The 18,631-nt window shown below is 66.5% G+C and carries 15 protein-coding genes and 1 pseudogene; 9 read left to right on the top strand and 7 right to left on the bottom strand.

The features are described 5' to 3' along the window. From ABLE94_RS19775 to ABLE94_RS19765, 3 genes and pseudogenes are all read right to left on the bottom strand, one after another. Positions 1-207 (bottom strand): annotated as a pseudogene (locus ABLE94_RS19775) (HNH endonuclease); the annotation flags it as partial. Between the two features lie 441 nt (positions 208-648). Then, on the bottom strand, positions 649-2,013 hold the full coding sequence (locus ABLE94_RS19770) for an MFS transporter (RefSeq protein ID WP_348809609.1): 1,365 nt from the start codon (positions 2,011-2,013) through the stop codon (positions 649-651). Positions 2,014-2,171: 158 nt separating this feature from the next. Continuing rightward, complete coding sequence (locus tag ABLE94_RS19765) at positions 2,172-3,623, bottom strand: dihydrolipoyl dehydrogenase family protein (protein ID WP_348809608.1); 1,452 nt, start codon at positions 3,621-3,623, stop codon at positions 2,172-2,174. 145 nt (positions 3,624-3,768) lie between these two features. Here ABLE94_RS19765 and ABLE94_RS19760 point away from each other — a divergent pair, with 145 nt between their 5' ends. Then, positions 3,769-4,665, top strand: a complete 897-nt coding sequence (locus ABLE94_RS19760) for a hypothetical protein (protein WP_348809607.1) — start codon at positions 3,769-3,771, stop codon at positions 4,663-4,665. Between the two features lie 45 nt (positions 4,666-4,710). On the opposite strand, the gene ABLE94_RS19755 is transcribed toward ABLE94_RS19760, so the two are convergent. Beyond that, positions 4,711-5,355 (bottom strand): TetR/AcrR family transcriptional regulator, encoded by a 645-nt coding sequence (locus tag ABLE94_RS19755; protein ID WP_348809606.1) that lies wholly within the window; start codon positions 5,353-5,355, stop codon positions 4,711-4,713. A gap of 46 nt (positions 5,356-5,401) precedes the next feature. Here ABLE94_RS19755 and ABLE94_RS19750 point away from each other — a divergent pair, with 46 nt between their 5' ends. From ABLE94_RS19750 to ABLE94_RS19720, 7 genes are all read left to right on the top strand, one after another. Continuing rightward, positions 5,402-6,718 carry a glycosyltransferase gene (locus ABLE94_RS19750; RefSeq protein WP_348809605.1) on the top strand — a complete coding sequence of 439 codons (1,317 nt, stop codon included), beginning with the start codon at positions 5,402-5,404 and terminating at the stop codon, positions 6,716-6,718. A 180-nt stretch (positions 6,719-6,898) separates the two neighbouring features. Then, on the top strand, positions 6,899-8,443 hold the full coding sequence (locus tag ABLE94_RS19745) for an alanine/glycine:cation symporter family protein (protein ID WP_348809604.1): 1,545 nt from the start codon (positions 6,899-6,901) through the stop codon (positions 8,441-8,443). Between the two features lie 138 nt (positions 8,444-8,581). Further along, positions 8,582-10,123, top strand: a complete 1,542-nt coding sequence (locus ABLE94_RS19740) for an alkaline phosphatase family protein (protein WP_348809603.1) — start codon at positions 8,582-8,584, stop codon at positions 10,121-10,123. Positions 10,124-10,148: 25 nt separating this feature from the next. Next, on the top strand, positions 10,149-10,385 hold the full coding sequence (locus ABLE94_RS19735) for a hypothetical protein (protein ID WP_348809602.1): 237 nt from the start codon (positions 10,149-10,151) through the stop codon (positions 10,383-10,385). Positions 10,386-10,669: 284 nt separating this feature from the next. Then, entirely contained in the window at positions 10,670-12,157 is a 1,488-nt protein-coding gene (locus ABLE94_RS19730; protein ID WP_348809601.1) for a DEAD/DEAH box helicase, read from the top strand. Between the two features lie 81 nt (positions 12,158-12,238). Then, the gene (locus ABLE94_RS19725) at positions 12,239-12,895 is read left to right on the top strand and encodes a TetR/AcrR family transcriptional regulator (protein WP_348809600.1); all 657 of its coding nucleotides are present in this window, start codon (positions 12,239-12,241) and stop codon (positions 12,893-12,895) included. A gap of 1 nt (position 12,896) precedes the next feature. After that, positions 12,897-15,254: an MMPL family transporter gene (locus tag ABLE94_RS19720; protein WP_348809599.1), complete on the top strand. Its 2,358-nt coding sequence runs from the start codon at positions 12,897-12,899 to the stop codon at positions 15,252-15,254. A gap of 51 nt (positions 15,255-15,305) precedes the next feature. On the opposite strand, the gene ABLE94_RS19715 is transcribed toward ABLE94_RS19720, so the two are convergent. The 3 genes from ABLE94_RS19715 to ABLE94_RS19705 all read right to left on the bottom strand — a co-directional run bounded on the left by ABLE94_RS19715 (position 15,306) and on the right by ABLE94_RS19705 (position 16,944). After that, a complete protein-coding gene (locus tag ABLE94_RS19715) occupies positions 15,306-15,713 on the bottom strand; it encodes an Imm63 family immunity protein (RefSeq protein WP_348802807.1) in 408 nt (135 codons plus the stop codon). A gap of 35 nt (positions 15,714-15,748) precedes the next feature. Further along, positions 15,749-16,456: a TNT domain-containing protein gene (locus ABLE94_RS19710; protein WP_348802809.1), complete on the bottom strand. Its 708-nt coding sequence runs from the start codon at positions 16,454-16,456 to the stop codon at positions 15,749-15,751. A 167-nt stretch (positions 16,457-16,623) separates the two neighbouring features. Next, complete coding sequence (locus ABLE94_RS19705) at positions 16,624-16,944, bottom strand: putative quinol monooxygenase (protein ID WP_348802810.1); 321 nt, start codon at positions 16,942-16,944, stop codon at positions 16,624-16,626. A 148-nt stretch (positions 16,945-17,092) separates the two neighbouring features. Between ABLE94_RS19705 and ABLE94_RS19700 the strand changes: the two genes are divergently transcribed. Continuing rightward, positions 17,093-18,520: an aldehyde dehydrogenase family protein gene (locus ABLE94_RS19700; RefSeq protein ID WP_348809598.1), complete on the top strand. Its 1,428-nt coding sequence runs from the start codon at positions 17,093-17,095 to the stop codon at positions 18,518-18,520. The last annotated feature ends 111 nt before the right edge of the window (positions 18,521-18,631 follow it).

The following is an 18,631-nucleotide window of genomic DNA, read 5'->3' as shown; positions in this document are numbered from 1 at the left end:
CACACCACGATCAGAGATTTCCAGGATCGCGCGGTCGCCTTGGAAGTGGGTACGGGTGGCGATCTGTTCGGACAGTTTCGCCGCCTCCACCACCTCGAGGTCGGAGCAGGCGGTCATCGGAGTGGCGGCCAACTCGTCCAAGATCTCGGAGAGTTGGTGCATCAGCTGCAGTGGTCGTGACATGGGACTGTCGGTGGCGTCTGTCATGCTGATGTCACCTCCCCCGAAAAGGCCGTTGTGGCGTATGTGTTCTATTACAGCCACTCTCTATCGGAATCGCAAGTATTTGCTATTCACAGGTTGTGAATATTTGAATGCGGTTGGGGTGGTGGAGTTTTCAGCGTCGTCTTGCGTGGTCTCGACACGACCTTCGCTAGCGCTCCGGTCGGCTCGACCGGCGGAATGCGGGCTCGACCTCGGCCTCGACCTCGACAAGCTCGGCCCGACGGACAAGCCGGCCCGGCGGACACGGTTCGTCTTTTCGACGCAGCTCAACGCGGCGGCTGGCGCTCCTCAGCGGCTCGATCGGCGAACAATATTCTCTCTGGACACTGTGCCGCAGGCGCTTTCACTGCAGACCACCACAGACAACTCGGCCCCGACGCGAACGTCGGGGCCGAGCAGGGTGCAGTCAGTACGGGCGATACATCACTCCGCTGCGGCAAGCGGCAGCGAATCGCGTTTCGGCACAGAGCTTTCCATGGACCCACGCGATGGCACCATCATGGTGGCCACCGAACCTGCCAGCGCGATGCCGGCGAAGATGTAGAAGGCTACGCTCGAGGAGATACCCGCGCCGATCAGCACACCGCCGATCAACGGACCGACGATTCCACCCAGGCGGCCGAATCCGGCACACCAGGCCACGCCCGCGGCCCGGGCGCTCGTCGGGTAGAAGTTGGAGACGTAACCGTAGATGAGCACCTGGGTTCCGATGGTGCCGACGCCCGCCACGGCGACCGCCGCGAGGAGAACCGGCAGCGGGAATCCCATCGTCAGACATACCAGCGCCACGGTGGCGAGGCAGAAGGATGTGGCCACGATCCGTTGCGGCCCACGACGATCCGCGAGACGCGCGGCGATCAGACCGCCGACGATCGCACCACCGTTGAGCACCAACAGGAACGACAGGGAACCCTTCGCGTTGAACCCGGCAGATTTCATGATCTGCGGCAGCCAGGTGTTCAGTCCGTAGGTGAGCAGCAGTCCCGCGAAGCTCATCAGGCCCAGCAGCAGGGTGGGTACGGCGAGATGACGCGTCGTCAGCGCGGCAAACCCGACCTTCTCCGATGGGGCAACAGCCCCGGCCACGCTCGGCACCGCCGGTGATTCTTCGGCGGGCATCGGGATACCGGTACGTGCGCTGATGGCTTGCGCCTCGGCAATCCTGCCGCGGGCCACCAGCCAGCGCGGCGACTCGGGCATCTTGAACCAAGCGACCGGCAAGAGGGTGATCAGCGGAAGCGCGCCCACCCAGAACAGTCCACGCCATCCGATGTGGTCGGCGAACAGCAATGCCAGCACAGCGGCCACGACACCGCCGGCCGGGACTCCGCTGTAGACGATCGCGTTGAACAGATTGCGTTTGGCCGGCGGCGCGAACTCGGCCACCATGGCGCCGACGGTGGCGACAAGACCACCGATACCGATGCCGGTGAGGCACCGCAGAACACCGAAGGTGACGAGGTTGTGCGCCAGCGCAGTCGCCCCCATGCCGACCGAGAACCAGATGATGTTGAACAGCATCATCCGACGCCGCCCCACCCGATCGCCGAAGGCGCCCGCGATGAATGCGCCGATCATCACCCCGACCAGCGCGTACGAGCCGAGCGCTCCGGCGGTGGCCGCGCTCAGGTTTCCGAGTTGGGTGGGGTCATCGAGCAGGATCGGCAGCACGGTGCCATAGACGACGAGGTCGTAACCGTCGAAGACGATCGCGATGGTGGCCAGGGTGACGATCCAGAGCACGCTGCTGCGGTGCTGCGGGCCGGACCAGGTGGACGGGGAACTCATGGGCTGCCTCCAGGTTGTGTGGTGGTCTGGCAGACAATGCTCCCGAGTTGTGGTCCCACTCACATCCGGGTTTTACCCAGTCTTGGCCAGGTCCGATTTGTTCGATTCCGTCGATCGATTCATCGCGGTAACCGTAGGACCGGCCGGCAAAGGTTCACTCAGCGCAAGTTCTCTAGGAGGCGTAGCCACACCTCACTGACCGTGGGATACGCGGGCACCGCATGCCACAACCGCGACAGCGGAACCTCCCCCACCACGGCAACCGTCGCGCTGTGCAGCAGTTCGGCGATGTCGGGACCGACGAAGGTGGCCCCGATGAGCACGTCACGATCGCCGTCGATCACCAACGTCGCGTGCCCGCGGTAGTCCTCGCTCTCGAGGGCCGAACCGGCGACGGCAATGTCGAGGTCGGACACCGTCACCGCGTGGCCGGCTGCCCGAGCCGCAGCCTCGGTGACCCCCACCGACGCCACCTGCGGCCGGGTGAACACGACCTGGGGGATTCCGCCATGGTCCGACGTCGCGGCGTGGCGATCGTCGAGTGCCGTCCCCGATGCGCGCGCGGCGATGACATCACCGACCACCCGCGCCTGATACTTCCCCATATGCGTCAGCGGGGCCCGGCCGTTTACATCGCCGACCGCATACAGCCAGTCATGCCCGGCGACGTTGAGGTGATCGTCGACGTCGAGCGGCCGCGACGGATCGATACCGATCGAATCCAGTCCCAGTCCCGCCATGGCCGGCCGTCGCCCCGCGGCAACCAGGATCTCGTCGACCTCGAGACTTTCCGCATGACCGTTGTGATCTGCGATCGTTGCCGAGACCGGTCCGCCGTGAATGCGCCCGTACCCGGTGTCGACGACGTCCGGGCGCGAGACCTCGGTGAAGGTTGACCCGAACCGGATGTCGACGCCGCGCTCGCGCAATCCTTCGGCAACACGTTGTCCGGCAAAGGGTTCCATGGACGGCAGAAGGGTCTCACCGCGCACCACCATCGTCACGGCCGCGCCCAGATCGGTGCACCAGGTGGCGGCCTCACAGGCCACCACCCCACCGCCGAGGATCGCGATCCGGCCGGGCACCTCGAGCAGGTTCGTCGCGTCCCGCGACGTCCACGGCAAGGTGTCGGCCAACCCCGCGATGGGCGGGATCGCCGCGGTACTCCCGGTCGCCAGAACCACCGCCTCACGCGCCCGGATCGTGCGGCCCTCGACGTCGACGACCCGCTCGCCGACGATTCGCCCACGTCCGCGGATCAGATCGATGCCGGCCGAATCGAGCCATTCCACTTGACCGGTGTCGTCACGTCCGGCGATCCGGGTCCGCCAGTCCAGCAGCGCCGACGCGTCGGGCGCTGACGTAGTGACCCGTCCACGCGACCCCGGTAACGCCACCGCATGGTCGAGCGCCGCCCCGGCCCCCAGCAGCGCCTTGCTCGGCATACACGCCCAGTACGAACATTCACCACCGACCAACTGCTCCTCGATGATGACGGCGGTGCGATCGCTGCCGCGAATGGCGTAGTCGGCGGCGTTCTCACCCGCCGGCCCGGCGCCGATCACGATGACGTCGTAGATCTCTGATGGGGAGTTCTCCGAAGTGGTCATCACTCCACGGTAGGCCGCACACTCCACGGAACCCGCCGATCGAACCCGGCGGCAACTCACCGCGCGCCCCGCCGGCCGATCCCACCGGCCGATGACGGTGTGTCCACAACACCTCGACGGCACCTCGTGGGCATGATGATCAACCATGAGTAAGCCCGACCGACCGCGCGGTCGAACGCACTGGCTGCGCGGTTCCGGCCGATTGATGACCGCGGAATGGCGAGTGATCCGCGGCAAGGACCCGGACCTCGACGCACTCGATCTCACCGAGTTCTCCGGGCCACTGCTGGCGAGCGGGCTGGTCGTCGCCGTCGTCGGAGTGCTGCCGCTGATCGGCACCCGCCTCATCTCCGATGCGGCGTTCGGACCATTGGTGGGGTCGTTCGCCCTGGCCGGGGTCGCCACCAGTGCCGTCGCCTGGATGCTGTCGATCGTCATCGCCGGATTGGTGGTGCTGATCGTGTACCACGTCTCGCCCAAGGCGGCCTCCGCCACCACTGAACAGGCGGCGCGAGCGTCTTTCCAGCGCATCAACGATGCCACCTCAAGCGTCACGCTGGTCGCACTGATCTCGGGTCTGGTGTCCTTGGCCCTGGCCCTTCCCGCCATGCAGTCCAGCGACGACGAGAGTTCCGTCCTCGAAGAACTGCTCAGCGCTCAGATCGCCTGCCTCCTTCTGGCACTCGTCCTGGGGTTCAGCGTCGAGGCAATACGCAGCGTCTCGGCCATTCTCGGTTCGCAGGTGCAGGTGATCGCATCGATCGGCGCATTCGTCATCACGCTCATCTCGTTCTATCTCGCCAGTTCCGTCGGGCCATTCGAACCGGTGTCGCTGACCCGAACGCTGCTCGACAGTTGGCTGCCCGCCGACGTCGACGGCGTGCCCCGGGATCAGGTCATCGACGACCTCCTTCCCGCGCATGCACGCGCCTACATCGCCGCGGCGATCACGCCCTATCTCGCGATCCTGTGGCTTGTTCTCGGCCGGCGCAGCGGCGACCTCGCACGCCTTCGCACCGCGATCCGCCGCGCCGGACAGTGACATCCCCACGCGCGGCGACCCATCCGACATACGAAAGCGGCGCGCTCAGAGCAGCAGGTGGGCAAGCAGATCGAGCGCAAGTTCCTCGACCTCGTCGCGTGTCCAGCCCCGCTCGATCCCGAACACCTGCCAGAGATCGGGCCTCAGGAAACCGTGAATGATGTCGGTCGCGCGTTCCGGCGAGACCGCGAGGCCGCGGACCAGCCCGACCAGCGCGCGCTGATCGGCCAGTCGCCCCTCCTCATGCCGCCGCCAGGCCGCGGCCAACTCCGGTTCCTCCGCCGCCGCCTGCTGGGTGACCCGCCAGATCGGCGCGGCCCGCTCGGCCAGTGAGACGAGTTCGGTGACGAGGATGCGCAACTGTGCGTGTGGGTCGTCCTCGGCGGCCAGCCGGTGTACCCAGCCGAGATCGGCCACCGCAGCGGCCTCGCCACCGAGGATGACGCGATCCGACACCGATTGCAGCACTGCGGCTTTCGATCCGATGGCGAGATAGATCGTCTGCGACGACACACCGGCGGCAGCCGCAATGGCCGCCATCGACGTCGCCCGGTAGCCGTTGGCGATGAACAACTCCTGCGCTGCCGAGACGATGCGGTCTCGGGTCTTGGCCCGATCGGCGTCGCCGCGCGCTCGTCGGGCGGCGGCGTCATAGGAACGTCTGATGTCGCCCGCATCCGCCCGGATCATGGTTCAATTCTAACTTGAACGGCTATCAAGTCTGATTAGGAACCCGATGGCGACTTTCCTCTTCGCGTCCAATCCGCTGTACGGGCACGTGGCGCCGATGCTCGCCGCGGGCCGTCACCTCGTGACCGCCGGCCACCGCGTGATCATGCTGACCGGCTCCCGTTTCGCCGACAGCGCCCGGGACGCCGGGATGGACTTCGTTCCACTGACCGGCCGCGCCGACTTCGACGAACGCGATCTCGACGGATACCTCCCTGATCTCGATCGCCACAGCGGGTTGGCACTGTCGCAATACCAGTTGCAGCACAACTTCATTCACCCGATTCCCGATCAATGGGCCGGTGTCCGTTCTGTTCTCGCCGACGACGACGTGGATGCGGTGGTGGTGGATCACCTGTTCGCCGGAATCGCGCCCCTGCTCACCCGCCCCAGCGGAGAGCGGCCGCCGGTGGCTGCCTTCGGAATCGGACCGCTCGCCCAGCTCTCCCGCGATGCGGCACCGGCCGGTATGGCCTTGTCGCCGTCGTGGTCGCCTTGGGGTCGACTTCGTAACCGCGCGTTGAACTTTGCGGTGGTCAACATCGCGTTCCGCGGCACCCAGAAGCTCGCACGCACCATGTACCAGGAAGCCACCGGCACGTCGCTGCCATCCGACTTCCCCTTCATCCTCGACCTCGCGGGACTCTTCGATCGCCTCCTGCAACTGGGCCCACGAGAATTCGAGTATCCGCTGACCGACTTCGTTCCCGGGCTGCGCTTCGTCGGTCCGGTCGACACCAGCCGGTCGAACCGTCCGGTCTCACTCCCACTCTGGTGGGACGAACTCGACGACGGACGGCCGATCGTCCACGTCACCCAGGGAACCGTCGCCAACCAGGACCTTTCCACGTTGATCCGGCCGACACTCGACGGACTGGCCGAGTTCGACGGCCACGTCGTGGTCAGCACGGGCAACGTCCCCGTGAAGTCGGTCGGCCCGATTCCGGCCAATGCCCATGTGGCCGAGTTCCTTCCCTACGATCTGCTGCTGCCCCGTCTCGACGCGCTGGTCACCAACGGTGGATACGGAACCGTGCTGCTGGCCCTGAGCCACGGCGTACCGATCGTCGTCGCGCCCGGCGCCGAGGACAAACCCGAGGTCGCCGCGCGGGTGGATTTCTTCGACGTGGGGGTGAATCTGCGCACCTCACAACCGACGCCGGCCCGCATCGCGCAGGCGGTCTCCGAGGTGATCGGGAGCGACGACCACCGCACCAACGCGGCCGCCATCGCCACGGCGATCGCCGGCTACGACCCGCTGGAATCGATCCGGGCCGAACTCGAGGCCCTCATCCGCACCGCGGCTCCGGACTCGACCGCCTGACCAGCACCCACCCGGCCGGGCCAGGACGCCGCCGCGCGTTCACCGCGCGAACATCTCGGAGTCATGCGAAGGTAAAGAGACGTCCAAGAGTTCGCCACGTGCCGTCCACGCCCCGGGCATCCTCTCCGTCGTCAGGTCGAGGGGTCGACCTGACGGACGGCACCCAACGCCAGGAGTCTCATGTCCGAGGTCCTCGCCGAGATCAACGGATACATCTGGAGCAACGCACTGGTCTTCCTGTGCCTCGCCGCAGGTGTGTACTTCTCCATCCGATCGCGCTTCGTCCAGGTACGTCAGTTCAAGGAGATGATCCGGCTGATGTTCCACGGCGAGAAGTCGCCGTCGGGGGTCTCGTCGTTCCAGGCGCTGACCATGTCATTGGCCGGTCGTGTGGGTACCGGAAACATCGCGGGCGTGGCCACCGCCATCGCGTTCGGCGGCCCGGGCGCACTGTTCTGGATGTGGATGGTCGCCTTCCTCGGTGCGTCGACCTCCTTCGTCGAGTGCACGCTGGGTCAGATCTACAAGACGCGCGATCACCTCACCGGCGAGTACCGCGGCGGACCGGCGTACTACCTGAGCCGAGCGTTCGCCCACACCAAGGCATCCGGCGCCTTCAAGGTCTACGGCCTGATCTTCGCCGCGGTCACCACCCTGGCCTGTGGCCTGCTGCTGCCCAGCGTGCAGTCGAACTCGATGGCCATCGCGATGGAGAACGCCTGGGGCATCGAGAAGTGGATCGCAGCGGTGGGATCGGTCATCGTGCTGGCGTTCGTGATCATCGGTGGCGTCAAACGCATCGCCACCTTCGCCTCGATCGTGGTCCCGCTGATGGCGGTCATTTATATCGTCATCGCCCTGATCATCGTCGCCTTCAACGCCTCGGAGGTTCCCGGGGTGATCGCGACGGTCTTCGGGTCCGCCTTCGGCGTGGACTCGGCATTCGGCGCGATCATCGGCGTCGCCATCATGTGGGGCGTCAAACGCGGCATCTACTCCAACGAGGCCGGCCAGGGCACCGGACCGCACGCTGCCGCGGCCGCAGAGGTCTCCCATCCGGCCAAGCAGGGGCTCGTCCAGGCCTTCGCCGTCTATGTCGACACCCTGTTCGTCTGCTCGGCCACCGGCTTCCTCATCCTGTCCACCGGCGCGTACCGCGTGTTCGAGGGCGAATCGGACAGCGGAGCAGTCATCGCCGAAGGCGGCATGCTGCCCGCCGACGCGGAGGTGGGACCCACCTTCGTCCAAACCGGATTCGACACCCTGTGGAGCGGCGCGGGCTCGTCGTTCGTGGCGGTGTCGCTGCTGTTCTTCTGCCTGACGACGATCATCGCCTACTACTACATGGCCGAAACCAATCTCCGATTCCTGATGGGCAAGGCCTCTACGATCTATGTGCGGCCGCTGCGCAGCACCCTCGGCAGCAACGCCACGCTGCTGCTGCAGGCCCTGATCCTGGTGTCTGTGGCAATCGGCGCGGTGTCGACGGCGACGGACGCCTGGACTCTCGGTGACATCGGCGTCGGACTGATGGCGTGGCTCAACATCGTCGGCATCCTCATCCTGCAGCAACCGGTGTTCACCGCACTCCGTGACTACGAACGGCAGAAGAAAACGGGCATCGACCCGCAGTTCGATCCGGTGGCATTGGGCATCGTCGGGGCGACCTTCTGGGAGAAGGACAAGGTCGACTCGTCGACGGAGCGGACGGAATCGGTGGTCTGATCGACCGGCGCCGGATGTTCGGCCCGGCTTCGTCCACGCACGGGCGAGGTCGGGTCTAGACTCACCGTTCGGTGAGCACCTGCGCCCTCACCGGGGGGCCACCAGCCCGGGTGCAACCGTCGCAGACGAGGAGCACCCGTGCCCAATGTCCCATTCGCCGGATACTCCCGGCGAGACTTCCTCAATCGTGTCACCGCCGTCGGTGGGGGCGCACTGCTGACCTCGTGGGCCGCGCCGATCATCGACAAGGCGTACGCGTCGGCCGATCCCGGCGGCACCGGTTCGCTCTCGGACATCGAGCACATCGTGCTGTTCATGCAGGAGAACCGGTCATTCGACCACTACTTCGGAACCTATTCCGGGGTACGGGGTTTCGGGGAATCGACGCCACTGTGGAAACAACGGGGCTGGGCGCCGGGGGTGGGCCCGACCCCGACCGGCCACACCATGCCGTTCCGGCTCGACACCACCCACGACGCCAACCTCGACGGTGAGTGCATCAACGATCCCGATCACTCGTGGGCCGGACTGCACAAGGCGTGGAATCACGGCCGCAACGACGGCTGGCTGCCGATGTCGATCGCCTCGGTCGGCCCCGACAACGCGCCGGCCCTGATGGGCTACTACGAACGCGAGGACATCCCGGTCCACCGCAGCCTCGCCGAGGCCTTCACCCTGTGCGACGCCTACCACTGCTCGGTACTCGGTCCGACCGACCCCAACCGGCTGTACTGGATGAGCGCAACACTGGACCCGGACGGCCGCCACGGTGGACCCCTCGTCGAGACACCCACTCTCATACCAAAATTCGCCTACAGCTGGCGCACCATGCCGGAAAACCTTCGCGACGCCGGGGTGAGCTGGAAGATCTACAACAACAAGGATCTCGGGCCGGTGTCGTCGGTCATCCTCGACGGAATGATGGGCTGTTTCACCCAGGCCCAGAACCCGAACTCCGAATTGGCCCGCCGCGGAATCGATCCCACCTACCCCAACGACTTCGCCGCCGACGTCAAGGCCAACCGCCTGCCGAAGGTGTCGTGGGTGGTACCGCCGGCGATGGAATGCGAACATCCGGCACTTCCTGCCGCGCTGGGCGCCGTCGGCATCGTGCAACTGCTCGACATCCTCACCTCCAACCCGGCGGTGTGGGAGAAAACCGCACTCATCATCAGCTATGACGAGAACGGCGGATTCTTCGATCATGTGACCCCGCCCACCCCACCACCCGGGACGCCAGGCGAATACCTCAGCGTCCCCGACATCAACAAGGTGTCGTCGTCGAAGGGCATCCGCGGACCGATCGGTCTCGGCTATCGCGTGCCGTGTTTCGTCATCTCCCCCTACAGCCGCGGCGGTCTCGTGGCGACCGAACGCTTCGACCACACCTCGCAGCTGCGGCTCATCGAGAAGCGCTTCGGTGTCGACGTCCCCAACCTGACGGCGTGGCGCCGATCCGTCGTCGGCGACATGACCTCGGCCTTCGATTTCGGCAACGCCCCCAACAGTGCGCGGCCACGGTTCGGCGACCCGGCCCCCGCCGCCCAGAACGCCCTGGTGCAATGCGGTCCGAACATCGCCGCGGGCACGCTGGGGAAAGGCGCACCGTACCCGGTCCCACCCAATCGCATGCCCACCCAGCAGCCCGGCACCCGACGAGCACCCACAGGGGTGATCTGAGCACCGGCCGTGATCTACTCAGGTCATGACCGGTATGTACCGCTGGGGCGCCGCGCCGCAGATTCTCGCGATGACCGACGCCGCGGTTGCCGGACTCACCATCGGCATCTCGGTCTACGCAGCGGTGATCCTGATCGCTGTCGGACTCGGCATCGGCGCAGCCCGGCGCGGACAACGCCGCGCGGCGTGGATCTATGCGGTGGTCGTGGGTGTGCTGACCGTCGCCGGTGTGGTGATCGCGGTGGCGAGCAGCGTCGCCTGAGCACCTCACGACATGGTGACCCACACCACGATTCGGCATTGTCGACGTTGCACGTGTAGCGTCGGAGGACGAATGACCCGCCCAGCGCGGAGTCAGGCGTCGTAGAACGACTGTTGTCGGCGGACCCCGCGGCCTCATAGAAGAGGCCCGCAGATAATTCGTCCGCCTCGATCACTCCACTTCATACGGCGAACGAATGCGCGAGCCCGCGCGTTCGCCATCCGATCTCGCGGATGTGGGTGACCCCTGCGCCGTGAGACCCGCCCGAAAGGCACCACACGTTCATGACCACCTTCGCGTCCCTCGGCGTGCCCACCGCACTGGTCGAGGCTCTCGCCGCCGACGGTAAGACCGAGGCATTCCCCATCCAAGCCGACACCTTGCCGGACACCCTCGACGGCGCCGACGTCCTCGGCCGGGGCCGCACCGGCTCAGGAAAGACCCTGGCCTTCGCCATCCCGCTGGTCGCCGGTCTGGCCGAGATGGAGATGACCCGCACCCCGGGCGCCCCCACCGGACTGGTCCTCGCGCCGACCCGTGAACTGGCCACCCAGATCGCCGACGCGGTGACCCCGCTGGCCACCGCCGTCGGACTGCGTGTGACCACCGTCTTCGGCGGCGTCAAGCAGACCCGCCAAGAACAAGCCCTGCGCCGCGGCGCCGACATCGTCGTGGCATGCCCCGGTCGCCTCGAAGACCTGGTGCGCCAGAACATCATTCGCCTCGACGACGTCGAGATCACGGTCCTCGACGAGGCCGATCACATGGCAGACCTCGGCTTCCTGCCCGCGGTGACCCGCATCCTCGCCGCCACCCCCGCCGACGGACAGCGTCTGCTGTTCTCGGCGACGCTGGACAATGGCGTCGACAAGCTCGTCAAGCGATTCCTGCACGACCCGGTGATGCACTCGGTCGACGACGCGAGCTCACCGGTCGAGCAGATGACCCACCACGTCTTCGAGGTCGCCGACACCACCGCGAAGACGGCGGTGGTCCGTGAACTCGCCTCCGGTACCGGGCGCCGCGTCCTGTTCATGCGCACCAAGCACCAGGCCCGCAAACTCGCCAAGAAGCTCACCGCCGAGGGCATCCCGGCGGTCGATCTGCACGGCAATCTCAGTCAGGCACAACGTGATCGCAGCCTGGCCGCCTTCGGCGACGGCTCGGTGCGCGTACTCGTCGCCACCGACGTCGCCGCCCGCGGCGTGCACGTGGACGACATCGAACTCGTCGTCCATGTCGATCCGCCGGCCGAGCACAAGGCCTACCTGCACCGGTCCGGTCGCACCGCCCGCGCAGGAAGCGCAGGCGACGTGGTCACCCTGTGCCTGCCCGAGCAGCGCCGCGACCTCAAGTCGCTGCTGGGCAAGGCCAAGATCACCGTCACCCCGCAGCGCGTCGAGGCGACGTCGACGGCCGTCCACGATCTGGTCGGTGAGCGCGCAGAGTTCGTGACGCCGGCACCCGAGGCCCCCGCGGCCGCGCAGCGCGGCGGACAGAACCGCAACTCCGGTGGCCGCCGCCGTTCCGGTGGCGGCGGACGTTCCGAAGGCGGTCGTGCCGGAGGTGCACGATCCGGAGGTACACGATCCGGCGGCGCCCGATCCGGTGGAGGCCGCTCGGGTTCCGCACGTTCCGCCGACAACGGCACCGGTCGCGGCCGCTCGCACGGCGCGAATCGCGGCCAGTCGCACGGTCAGGCGACCGGCAACCGCGGTCACGGCAACCGCTCACAGGGCGCGCGACGGTCAGTGAGCCAGACCACTCGCTGACGCCGCGTGTGACCAGACGATCATAAATTGCACGACCCTGCAATATTGCAGGGGTCGTGCAATTTACGTACGGTGGAACACATGCGTCCCACCGGCCTCCGCGAGTCGAAGAAGGCGGCCACCCGCCAGGCACTCGCGCACGCGGTCCTCGCACTCGCGCTGCGCGACGGCATGGACCACGTCACCATCGAGGCCGTCGCCGCCGAGGCCGGCGTCTCCGTCCGGACCTTCCACAACTACTTCACCGGCAAAGAGGACGCCCTGGTCAGCTTCGCCGGTGATCTGATCGAACAGATCGTGACCGGCGTGAGCTCCCGACCGAGTTCGGAAACACTGTGGGATTCACTCCGTGTGGTCCTCATCGAGATCGCCACCGAAACCGAGGACGTCGAACCCGAACAGTTCGTGACGCTCCTGCGCCTCTTCGACAACGAACCGGCACTGACCGCCCACAGCCGCCACGTCGACCTGCTCGCCACCTGTGAAGAACAACTGCGCGCCATGATGGCCGCCCGCGGCGTCGACCCGTCCGCGTTGTATCCCCGACTCGCCTTCGGCCTCGCGCTCACCACCGCGCGGTCGGGGCTCGAGCACTGGATGACAGTTCGCGACACCGTCGGAGCGGACGCCCGCAGCATTCTCGATCTCGCCTTCGACCAGACCGGTTCTGGTATCGCACAACCACTTCCATCACTGTCCCAGCCGAATCGTCCACGGCCGACACCCGAGGAGCACTGACGTGGCCAATTTCCTGTACCGAGTGGGCCGCTGGGCCTACGTCAACAGATTCAAGACCATCGCCATCTGGGTGTTGGTCCTCATCGGGCTCGGCCTCGGAGCCGCATTCCTCTCCAAGCCCACCACCGAATCCTTCTCCATTCCCGGAATCCCGTCCGAACGCGCGCAGAACCTGATGGTCGAACGCTTTCCGGACAAACCCAAGTTCGGCAATGACGTCAGCGTCACCTACGTGGTGGCCGCGCCCGACGGCGCCTCACTGACCGATCCCCGGTACGCTGCCGCGGTCGCGAAGATGGTGACCCAGCTCCGCCAGGTCGACGGTGTCAAGAACCCCCAGACCGCCGTCGTCAATCCGTTGCAGCTCTACGGAACCCAACAGCAACCGGGCCCGGCACGTCAGAAACTCGTTGCCGCACAGGAGAAGATGTTCGGGGCCTCGCCGGACCAGGCGGCCGCGACGGTGCAGGCCGGCTCCCCGGTCAACGCCGACGCCAGTGCGGTGCAGTTCGGCGCCGGATTCGACGTCGACGCCTCCGCCGACGTCACCGACGCCATGCGCGATCAGATGGACGCCGTCGCCCAGACCGGCCGCGACGCCGGCCTGACCGTCGATATGAAGGGCACGGCGACAAGCAGTTTCGAGCTCGGTGTGACCTCGGAGCTGATCGGTATCGCCGTCGGCGCACTGATCCTCATCCTCACCTTCGCCTCATTGGTGGCCTGGGGTATGCCCATCCTCACCGCCATCGTCGGCGTCGCCGTCGGCATGATGGGCGTGTCCATCGCCACCGGATTCTTCGACCTCAGTCAGGAAACCCCGGTCCTGGCAACGATGATCGGACTCGCGGTCGGTATCGACTACGCCCTGTTCATCGTGTCCCGCTATCGCCATGAGATACACCGCAGCGCAACGCGTGCCGAGGCCGCGGGCAGAGCCGTCGGAACGGCGGGCTCGGCGGTGGTGTTCGCCGGGTCGACCGTGGTCATCGCGCTCGCGGCACTCGCCATCGTCAACATCCCGTTCCTCACCGCGATGGGTATCGCGGCGGCGGCCACCGTCATCGTCGCGGTACTGGTGGCCCTCACCCTGCTCCCGGCGATCCTCGGACTGTTCGGCGGCAAGGCCTTCGGCGGACGACTGTCGTTCCTCAACGCTCCCGACGTGACCGGCGACGAGACCGCGCGGGTGCACAACGGGCAACGCTATGTGCACCAGGTGGTCAAGCGTCCGCGCCTGGTCACCGGTGTCATCGTCGTCGGCCTGATCCTGCTGGCGCTGCCGATGGCGGGCCTCAAACTCGCGCTGCCCAATGACGGCACGTCGGACCCGTCCACCACGCAACGGCAGGCCTACGACCTCATTGCCGAGAAGTACGGCCCCGGCTACAACGGCCCGCTGGTGCTCGTCGCCGACGGTGCCCGACTCCCCGATCAGGCAGCCCGCATCCGTGCCTATGACAGCCTCGTCGACGACATCCGCGGCACCGACGGCGTCGCTGCCGCATGGATCGACGCCGGCGATGTCAGCAAGAACAATGCCGATGCCGCCATCGTGACCGTCATCCCGGCCACCGCCGCCGACTCCGATCAGACCCACGATCTGGTGACCACGTTGCGCGACAACGAATCCGGGATCGACCAACGCCTCGACGTGAGTTACGGCGTCACCGGGCAGACCGCCATCGAACTCGATGTCTCCGACCGGTTGTCCGGCTCACTGATCCCGTATCTGCTCGTGGTGGTCGGGTTGGCCTTCCTGATCCTGATCGTTGTGTTCCGGTCGATCCTCGTGCCCCTGGTCGCGGCTCTCGGCTTCCTACTGTCGGTTGCCGCCACCTTCGGTGTCACCGTCGCACTATTCACCGACGGCTGGCTGGGCATCGTGAACAACCCGCAGCCGCTGGTCAGCTTCCTGCCGATCATGTTGGTGGGCATCGTGTTCGGACTCGCCATGGACTATCAGGTGTTCCTGGTGACCCGGATGCGAGAGGCCTATGTCCACGGCACCGACGCCAAGCAGGCCGTGATCGTCGGCTATCGACACGGCGCCCGGGTGGTGGCCGCGGCCGCCGCGATCATGATCTCGGTCTTCGCCGCGTTCATGCTCCAGGACATGGCCTTCATCAAGGTGATGGGATTCGCGCTGGCGATCGCGGTCGTCTTCGACGCGTTCATCATCCGGATGACCCTGATGCCCGCGGTGCTGACCCTTCTCGGCGACAAGGCATGGTGGCTGCCGCGCTGGCTCGACCACATCCTGCCCAACGTCGACATCGAGGGTGAGGCACTCGGCGGGACAGCGGACACGACTCCATCGGCGGACACCGACCGCGACGCGGTTCCGGCCAGTCGCTGACCGTACAGACGCTGACAGCACAGACGCTGACAGCGCAGGCCACCCACCAACTCAGTCGGCCAACGGCAACAGATCCAGGACGGTTGCATCGGCGCCCCTGTCCACGAGGGTGTGTCGGATCTCCCGCAACCACGCCTGGGCCCACAGCGGATTGATGGCCGCCAGCGAATCGAACTGCGCCCGCCAGGACTCCCGCCGGAAGTCCGGCGAACCCGGCGGGTGCAGTCGGTAGGACTGCTGCTCGGCGATGCTCTGGGCGACGATCCGCAAGTACTCGTCCGGATCCCGGGTGGGCCTGTCCGACAGGGTGTTTGCGCGCTCTCGGACCGTCAGATGCCACGATCCGTCGGCGTCCCGCCAACACGACGGGACGCCGTCGTCGCGGATACGGTCCATCTCGGGAAGGTCGGCCGGCTGGGCGTGCATGCGCGACGCGAGATCCTCGACCTTGCTTCGCATCTCCGCATCGAGCAGGCTGTCAGCACCGCCAGGTGTCACAGCGGGCCGGGGTAGATTTTGACGAGGTATCCGGCGCAGATCAGGAACTGGACGCCGGCGGTGCCGCAGGCCGGGTTCGGGTCCAGCAACGGATCGACGATCTCGTACTGCTTGCCACCACCGGGTTGGTCGAATGCGGGCGCGATATCACCGGCGTAGACCTTGAACGGCCTGATCACGATGTAATCGTGATAGTTGCAGGTCGACGGCGAAGCGCTGCTGACGAGGTTTCCCGGCGGAAGTGACCGTTGCGGATACGGCGTGCCCTCCGGGGCCATGAAAGTGCCGCCCTCACCGCCGTAGCGGTCCATCCGGTCACCGGGCACCATCGTCTTCTCGGACTTGATGGGTTTGCCGGCGTCGTCGAGGACGTAACCGTTCTCGGGGGGATAGTTCCATTTCCCGGTCTCTTTGGGCCCTGTCCAGAACGCCTGGAGGAACTCCTGGTTGTTCTTGCCCTTCGTCCCCGTTCGTCGATAACCCTCGAGTTGCGTGGCCACCGGCGGCAGCGTCGACAAGGTTTCCGGGCCGAGGCGCCAGTCGCCATCGACGAGGTCTTTCGAACACCCCTCGCCGATGCCGGGTATGTCCAGTCCGGAGGAGCCCAGATCCAGCGAACCTGGTGCTGCAGAAGCGATTCCACCGCCGGTGAGAGCGAGAAGCAGAGAAAACAGGACAGCGAACAACGCGGAGCGACGATTCATGGTCGCGGCCTTTCGGAGGAGCTCGCAGGGGTGTCGAGCGCGATCCCCACGATAACGCCGTTGCTCTCAGGTCACTCACAGAATGAGCGAAACCCGTCCCGCGGAATCTCTTACAGGCCCAGATCCCTCACACCCCCGAGCCCCTCGCCCGGAGTGCGCGACGACAGTCAGTCGACGGCCATCTCCCCGAGCTCCGACCAGTCGTCCTGCTCCACGGTCGTGTTGATGATCTTCGGCGTCTCGGCGAGATAGGCCGGCAACTCGGCGGTCGCCTTCTTGAAGTGATCACTGTTCACGTGCGCACCGGCGGCATCGTCGTCGAAGGCCTCGACGAGCACATACGAATGCGGATCGGTGAGGCTTCGGGACCACTCGAACCAGCGGTTTCCCGGCTCGGCCTGGGTGGCCTTGGTGAACTCGGCGGACAGTTCCGGCCATTGGTCGGCGAATTCGGGCTTGATCTTCCAGGTGGCGACGATATGGATCATGGACCCCACCGTAGACCCCGCGGATCACTCCGAGCGTCTCGATTCGCGACGGCCACCGCCAATTTACCGACCGCTCGCTCGGCAGCCGCCGCGAAGGCATAGTGTGGGGTGGAACACATACGTGTGACAACCGCGAGACGGAGGACAGATGCGCGAGATCACCAAGTTCTACATCGACGGCCAGTGGGTCGAGCCGACCGAGCTCAACCTGATCGACGTGATCAACCCGGCCACCGAGAAGTCCGCCGGGCAGGTCGCGCTCGGCACCGCCGCCGATGTCGACGCCGCGGTCGCCGCGGCTCGTCGCGCCTTCGCCACCTGGGGGCAGACCACGGTCGACGAGCGCGTCGCCGTGCTCAACGCGATCATCGCCGAATACCAGAAGCGGATGCCCGACCTCGCCGCTGCGGTGACCGAGGAGATGGGCGCTCCGGCCGGACTGTCCAACGCCGCGCAGGTGCCCATCGGACTCGGCCACCTGATGACCGCCGCCGCCACCCTGCCCACCTACTCCTTCGGCGAGGACCGCGGCGCGCACCGCATCGTCAAGGAACCGGTCGGCGTCTGCGGCTTCATCACCCCGTGGAACTGGCCGCTCAACCAGGTCATGTGCAAGCTCGCACCGGCGCTGGCCACCGGCTGCACAGTGGTGCTCAAGCCGTCGGAGGTGGCCCCGTTCAGCGCCGCCATCGTCGCCGAGATCCTTGATGCCGCAGGCGTTCCGGCGGGCGTGTTCAACCTCGTCAACGGTGACGGACCGGGTGTGGGGGCGGCGCTGTCGTCGCATCCCGACATCGACATGATCTCGTTCACCGGCTCCACCCGTGCCGGCATCGAGGTCGCCAAGAGTGCCGCGCCGACCGTCAAGCGGGTCGCGCAGGAACTCGGCGGCAAGAGCCCCAACATCATCCTCGACGACGAGGACTTCGCCAAGAATGTCGCCGGTGGCATCGCGACGATGATGCTCAACTCGGGTCAGTCCTGTAATGCCCCGAGCCGCATGCTCGTTCCCAACTCTCGTCTCGACGAGGTCGCCGAGATCGCCAAGTCCGCCGGAGCGGGACTCACCGTCGGCGATCCCAACACCGACGTCCGCCTCGGCCCGGTGGTCTCCGAAGCCCAGTTCGACAAGATCCAGGGTCTGATCGAACGCGCCATCGACGCCGGTGCCACCCCGGTCATCGGCGGTGCGGGCCGGCCCGAGGGGCTGCCAACCGGCTACTACGTGCAGCCGACCGTGTTCACCAACGTCACCAACGACATGGAGATCGCCCAGACCGAGGTCTTCGGCCCGGTGTTGGTGGTCATCGGCTACGACTCCGTCGACGAGGCCATCAAGATCGCCAACGACACCGAATACGGTCTCGCCGGCTACGTGTCGGGCAAGGACATCGACGAGGTCCGTCGTATCGGCGGGGCGATTCGCGCCGGTTCCATCGCGCTCAACGGCGCACAGGTCGACCCGGCCGCCCCGTTCGGCGGCTACAAGAAGAGCGGCAACGGCCGCGAATGGGGCGGCGACTACGGCTTCGAGGACTTCCTCGAGGTGAAGTCGCTGCTCGGCTACGACGCCTGACACCCGAGGTCCCCTTTCCGGCCGTCGCTGAACCACTTTCCCGGATCAGCGGCGGCCGGCTCTTTATCGCCGGCGGCACCGTCCCTCACCCGCCGGTCGAGGAGCAAGGAG

Source organism: Gordonia sp. VNK1, from assembly GCF_040049135.1.
GTDB lineage: Bacteria > Actinomycetota > Actinomycetes > Mycobacteriales > Mycobacteriaceae > Gordonia > Gordonia oleivorans.
Note: the sequence above shows the minus strand (reverse complement) of the source record. Positions and strands in the feature narration are given on the sequence as shown.

What these genes read in the sequence shown, in the direction of transcription:
- ABLE94_RS19725 (WP_348809600.1), top strand. Translation starts at nt 12,239, where the DNA reads ATGCGTCCCACCGGCCTCCGCGAGTCGAAGAAGGCGGCCACCCGCCAG.
- ABLE94_RS19735 (WP_348809602.1), top strand. Translation starts at nt 10,149, where the DNA reads ATGACCGGTATGTACCGCTGGGGCGCCGCGCCGCAGATTCTCGCGATG.
- ABLE94_RS19760 (WP_348809607.1), top strand. Translation starts at nt 3,769, where the DNA reads ATGAGTAAGCCCGACCGACCGCGCGGTCGAACGCACTGGCTGCGCGGT.
- ABLE94_RS19710 (WP_348802809.1), bottom strand. Translation starts at nt 16,456, where the DNA reads ATGAATCGTCGCTCCGCGTTGTTCGCTGTCCTGTTTTCTCTGCTTCTC.
- ABLE94_RS19715 (WP_348802807.1), bottom strand. Translation starts at nt 15,713, where the DNA reads ATGCGAAGCAAGGTCGAGGATCTCGCGTCGCGCATGCACGCCCAGCCG.
- ABLE94_RS19765 (WP_348809608.1), bottom strand. Translation starts at nt 3,623, where the DNA reads ATGACCACTTCGGAGAACTCCCCATCAGAGATCTACGACGTCATCGTG.
- ABLE94_RS19745 (WP_348809604.1), top strand. Translation starts at nt 6,899, where the DNA reads ATGTCCGAGGTCCTCGCCGAGATCAACGGATACATCTGGAGCAACGCA.
- ABLE94_RS19750 (WP_348809605.1), top strand. Translation starts at nt 5,402, where the DNA reads ATGGCGACTTTCCTCTTCGCGTCCAATCCGCTGTACGGGCACGTGGCG.
- ABLE94_RS19705 (WP_348802810.1), bottom strand. Translation starts at nt 16,944, where the DNA reads ATGATCCATATCGTCGCCACCTGGAAGATCAAGCCCGAATTCGCCGAC.
- ABLE94_RS19700 (WP_348809598.1), top strand. Translation starts at nt 17,093, where the DNA reads ATGCGCGAGATCACCAAGTTCTACATCGACGGCCAGTGGGTCGAGCCG.
- ABLE94_RS19730 (WP_348809601.1), top strand. Translation starts at nt 10,670, where the DNA reads ATGACCACCTTCGCGTCCCTCGGCGTGCCCACCGCACTGGTCGAGGCT.
- ABLE94_RS19770 (WP_348809609.1), bottom strand. Translation starts at nt 2,013, where the DNA reads ATGAGTTCCCCGTCCACCTGGTCCGGCCCGCAGCACCGCAGCAGCGTG.
- ABLE94_RS19755 (WP_348809606.1), bottom strand. Translation starts at nt 5,355, where the DNA reads ATGATCCGGGCGGATGCGGGCGACATCAGACGTTCCTATGACGCCGCC.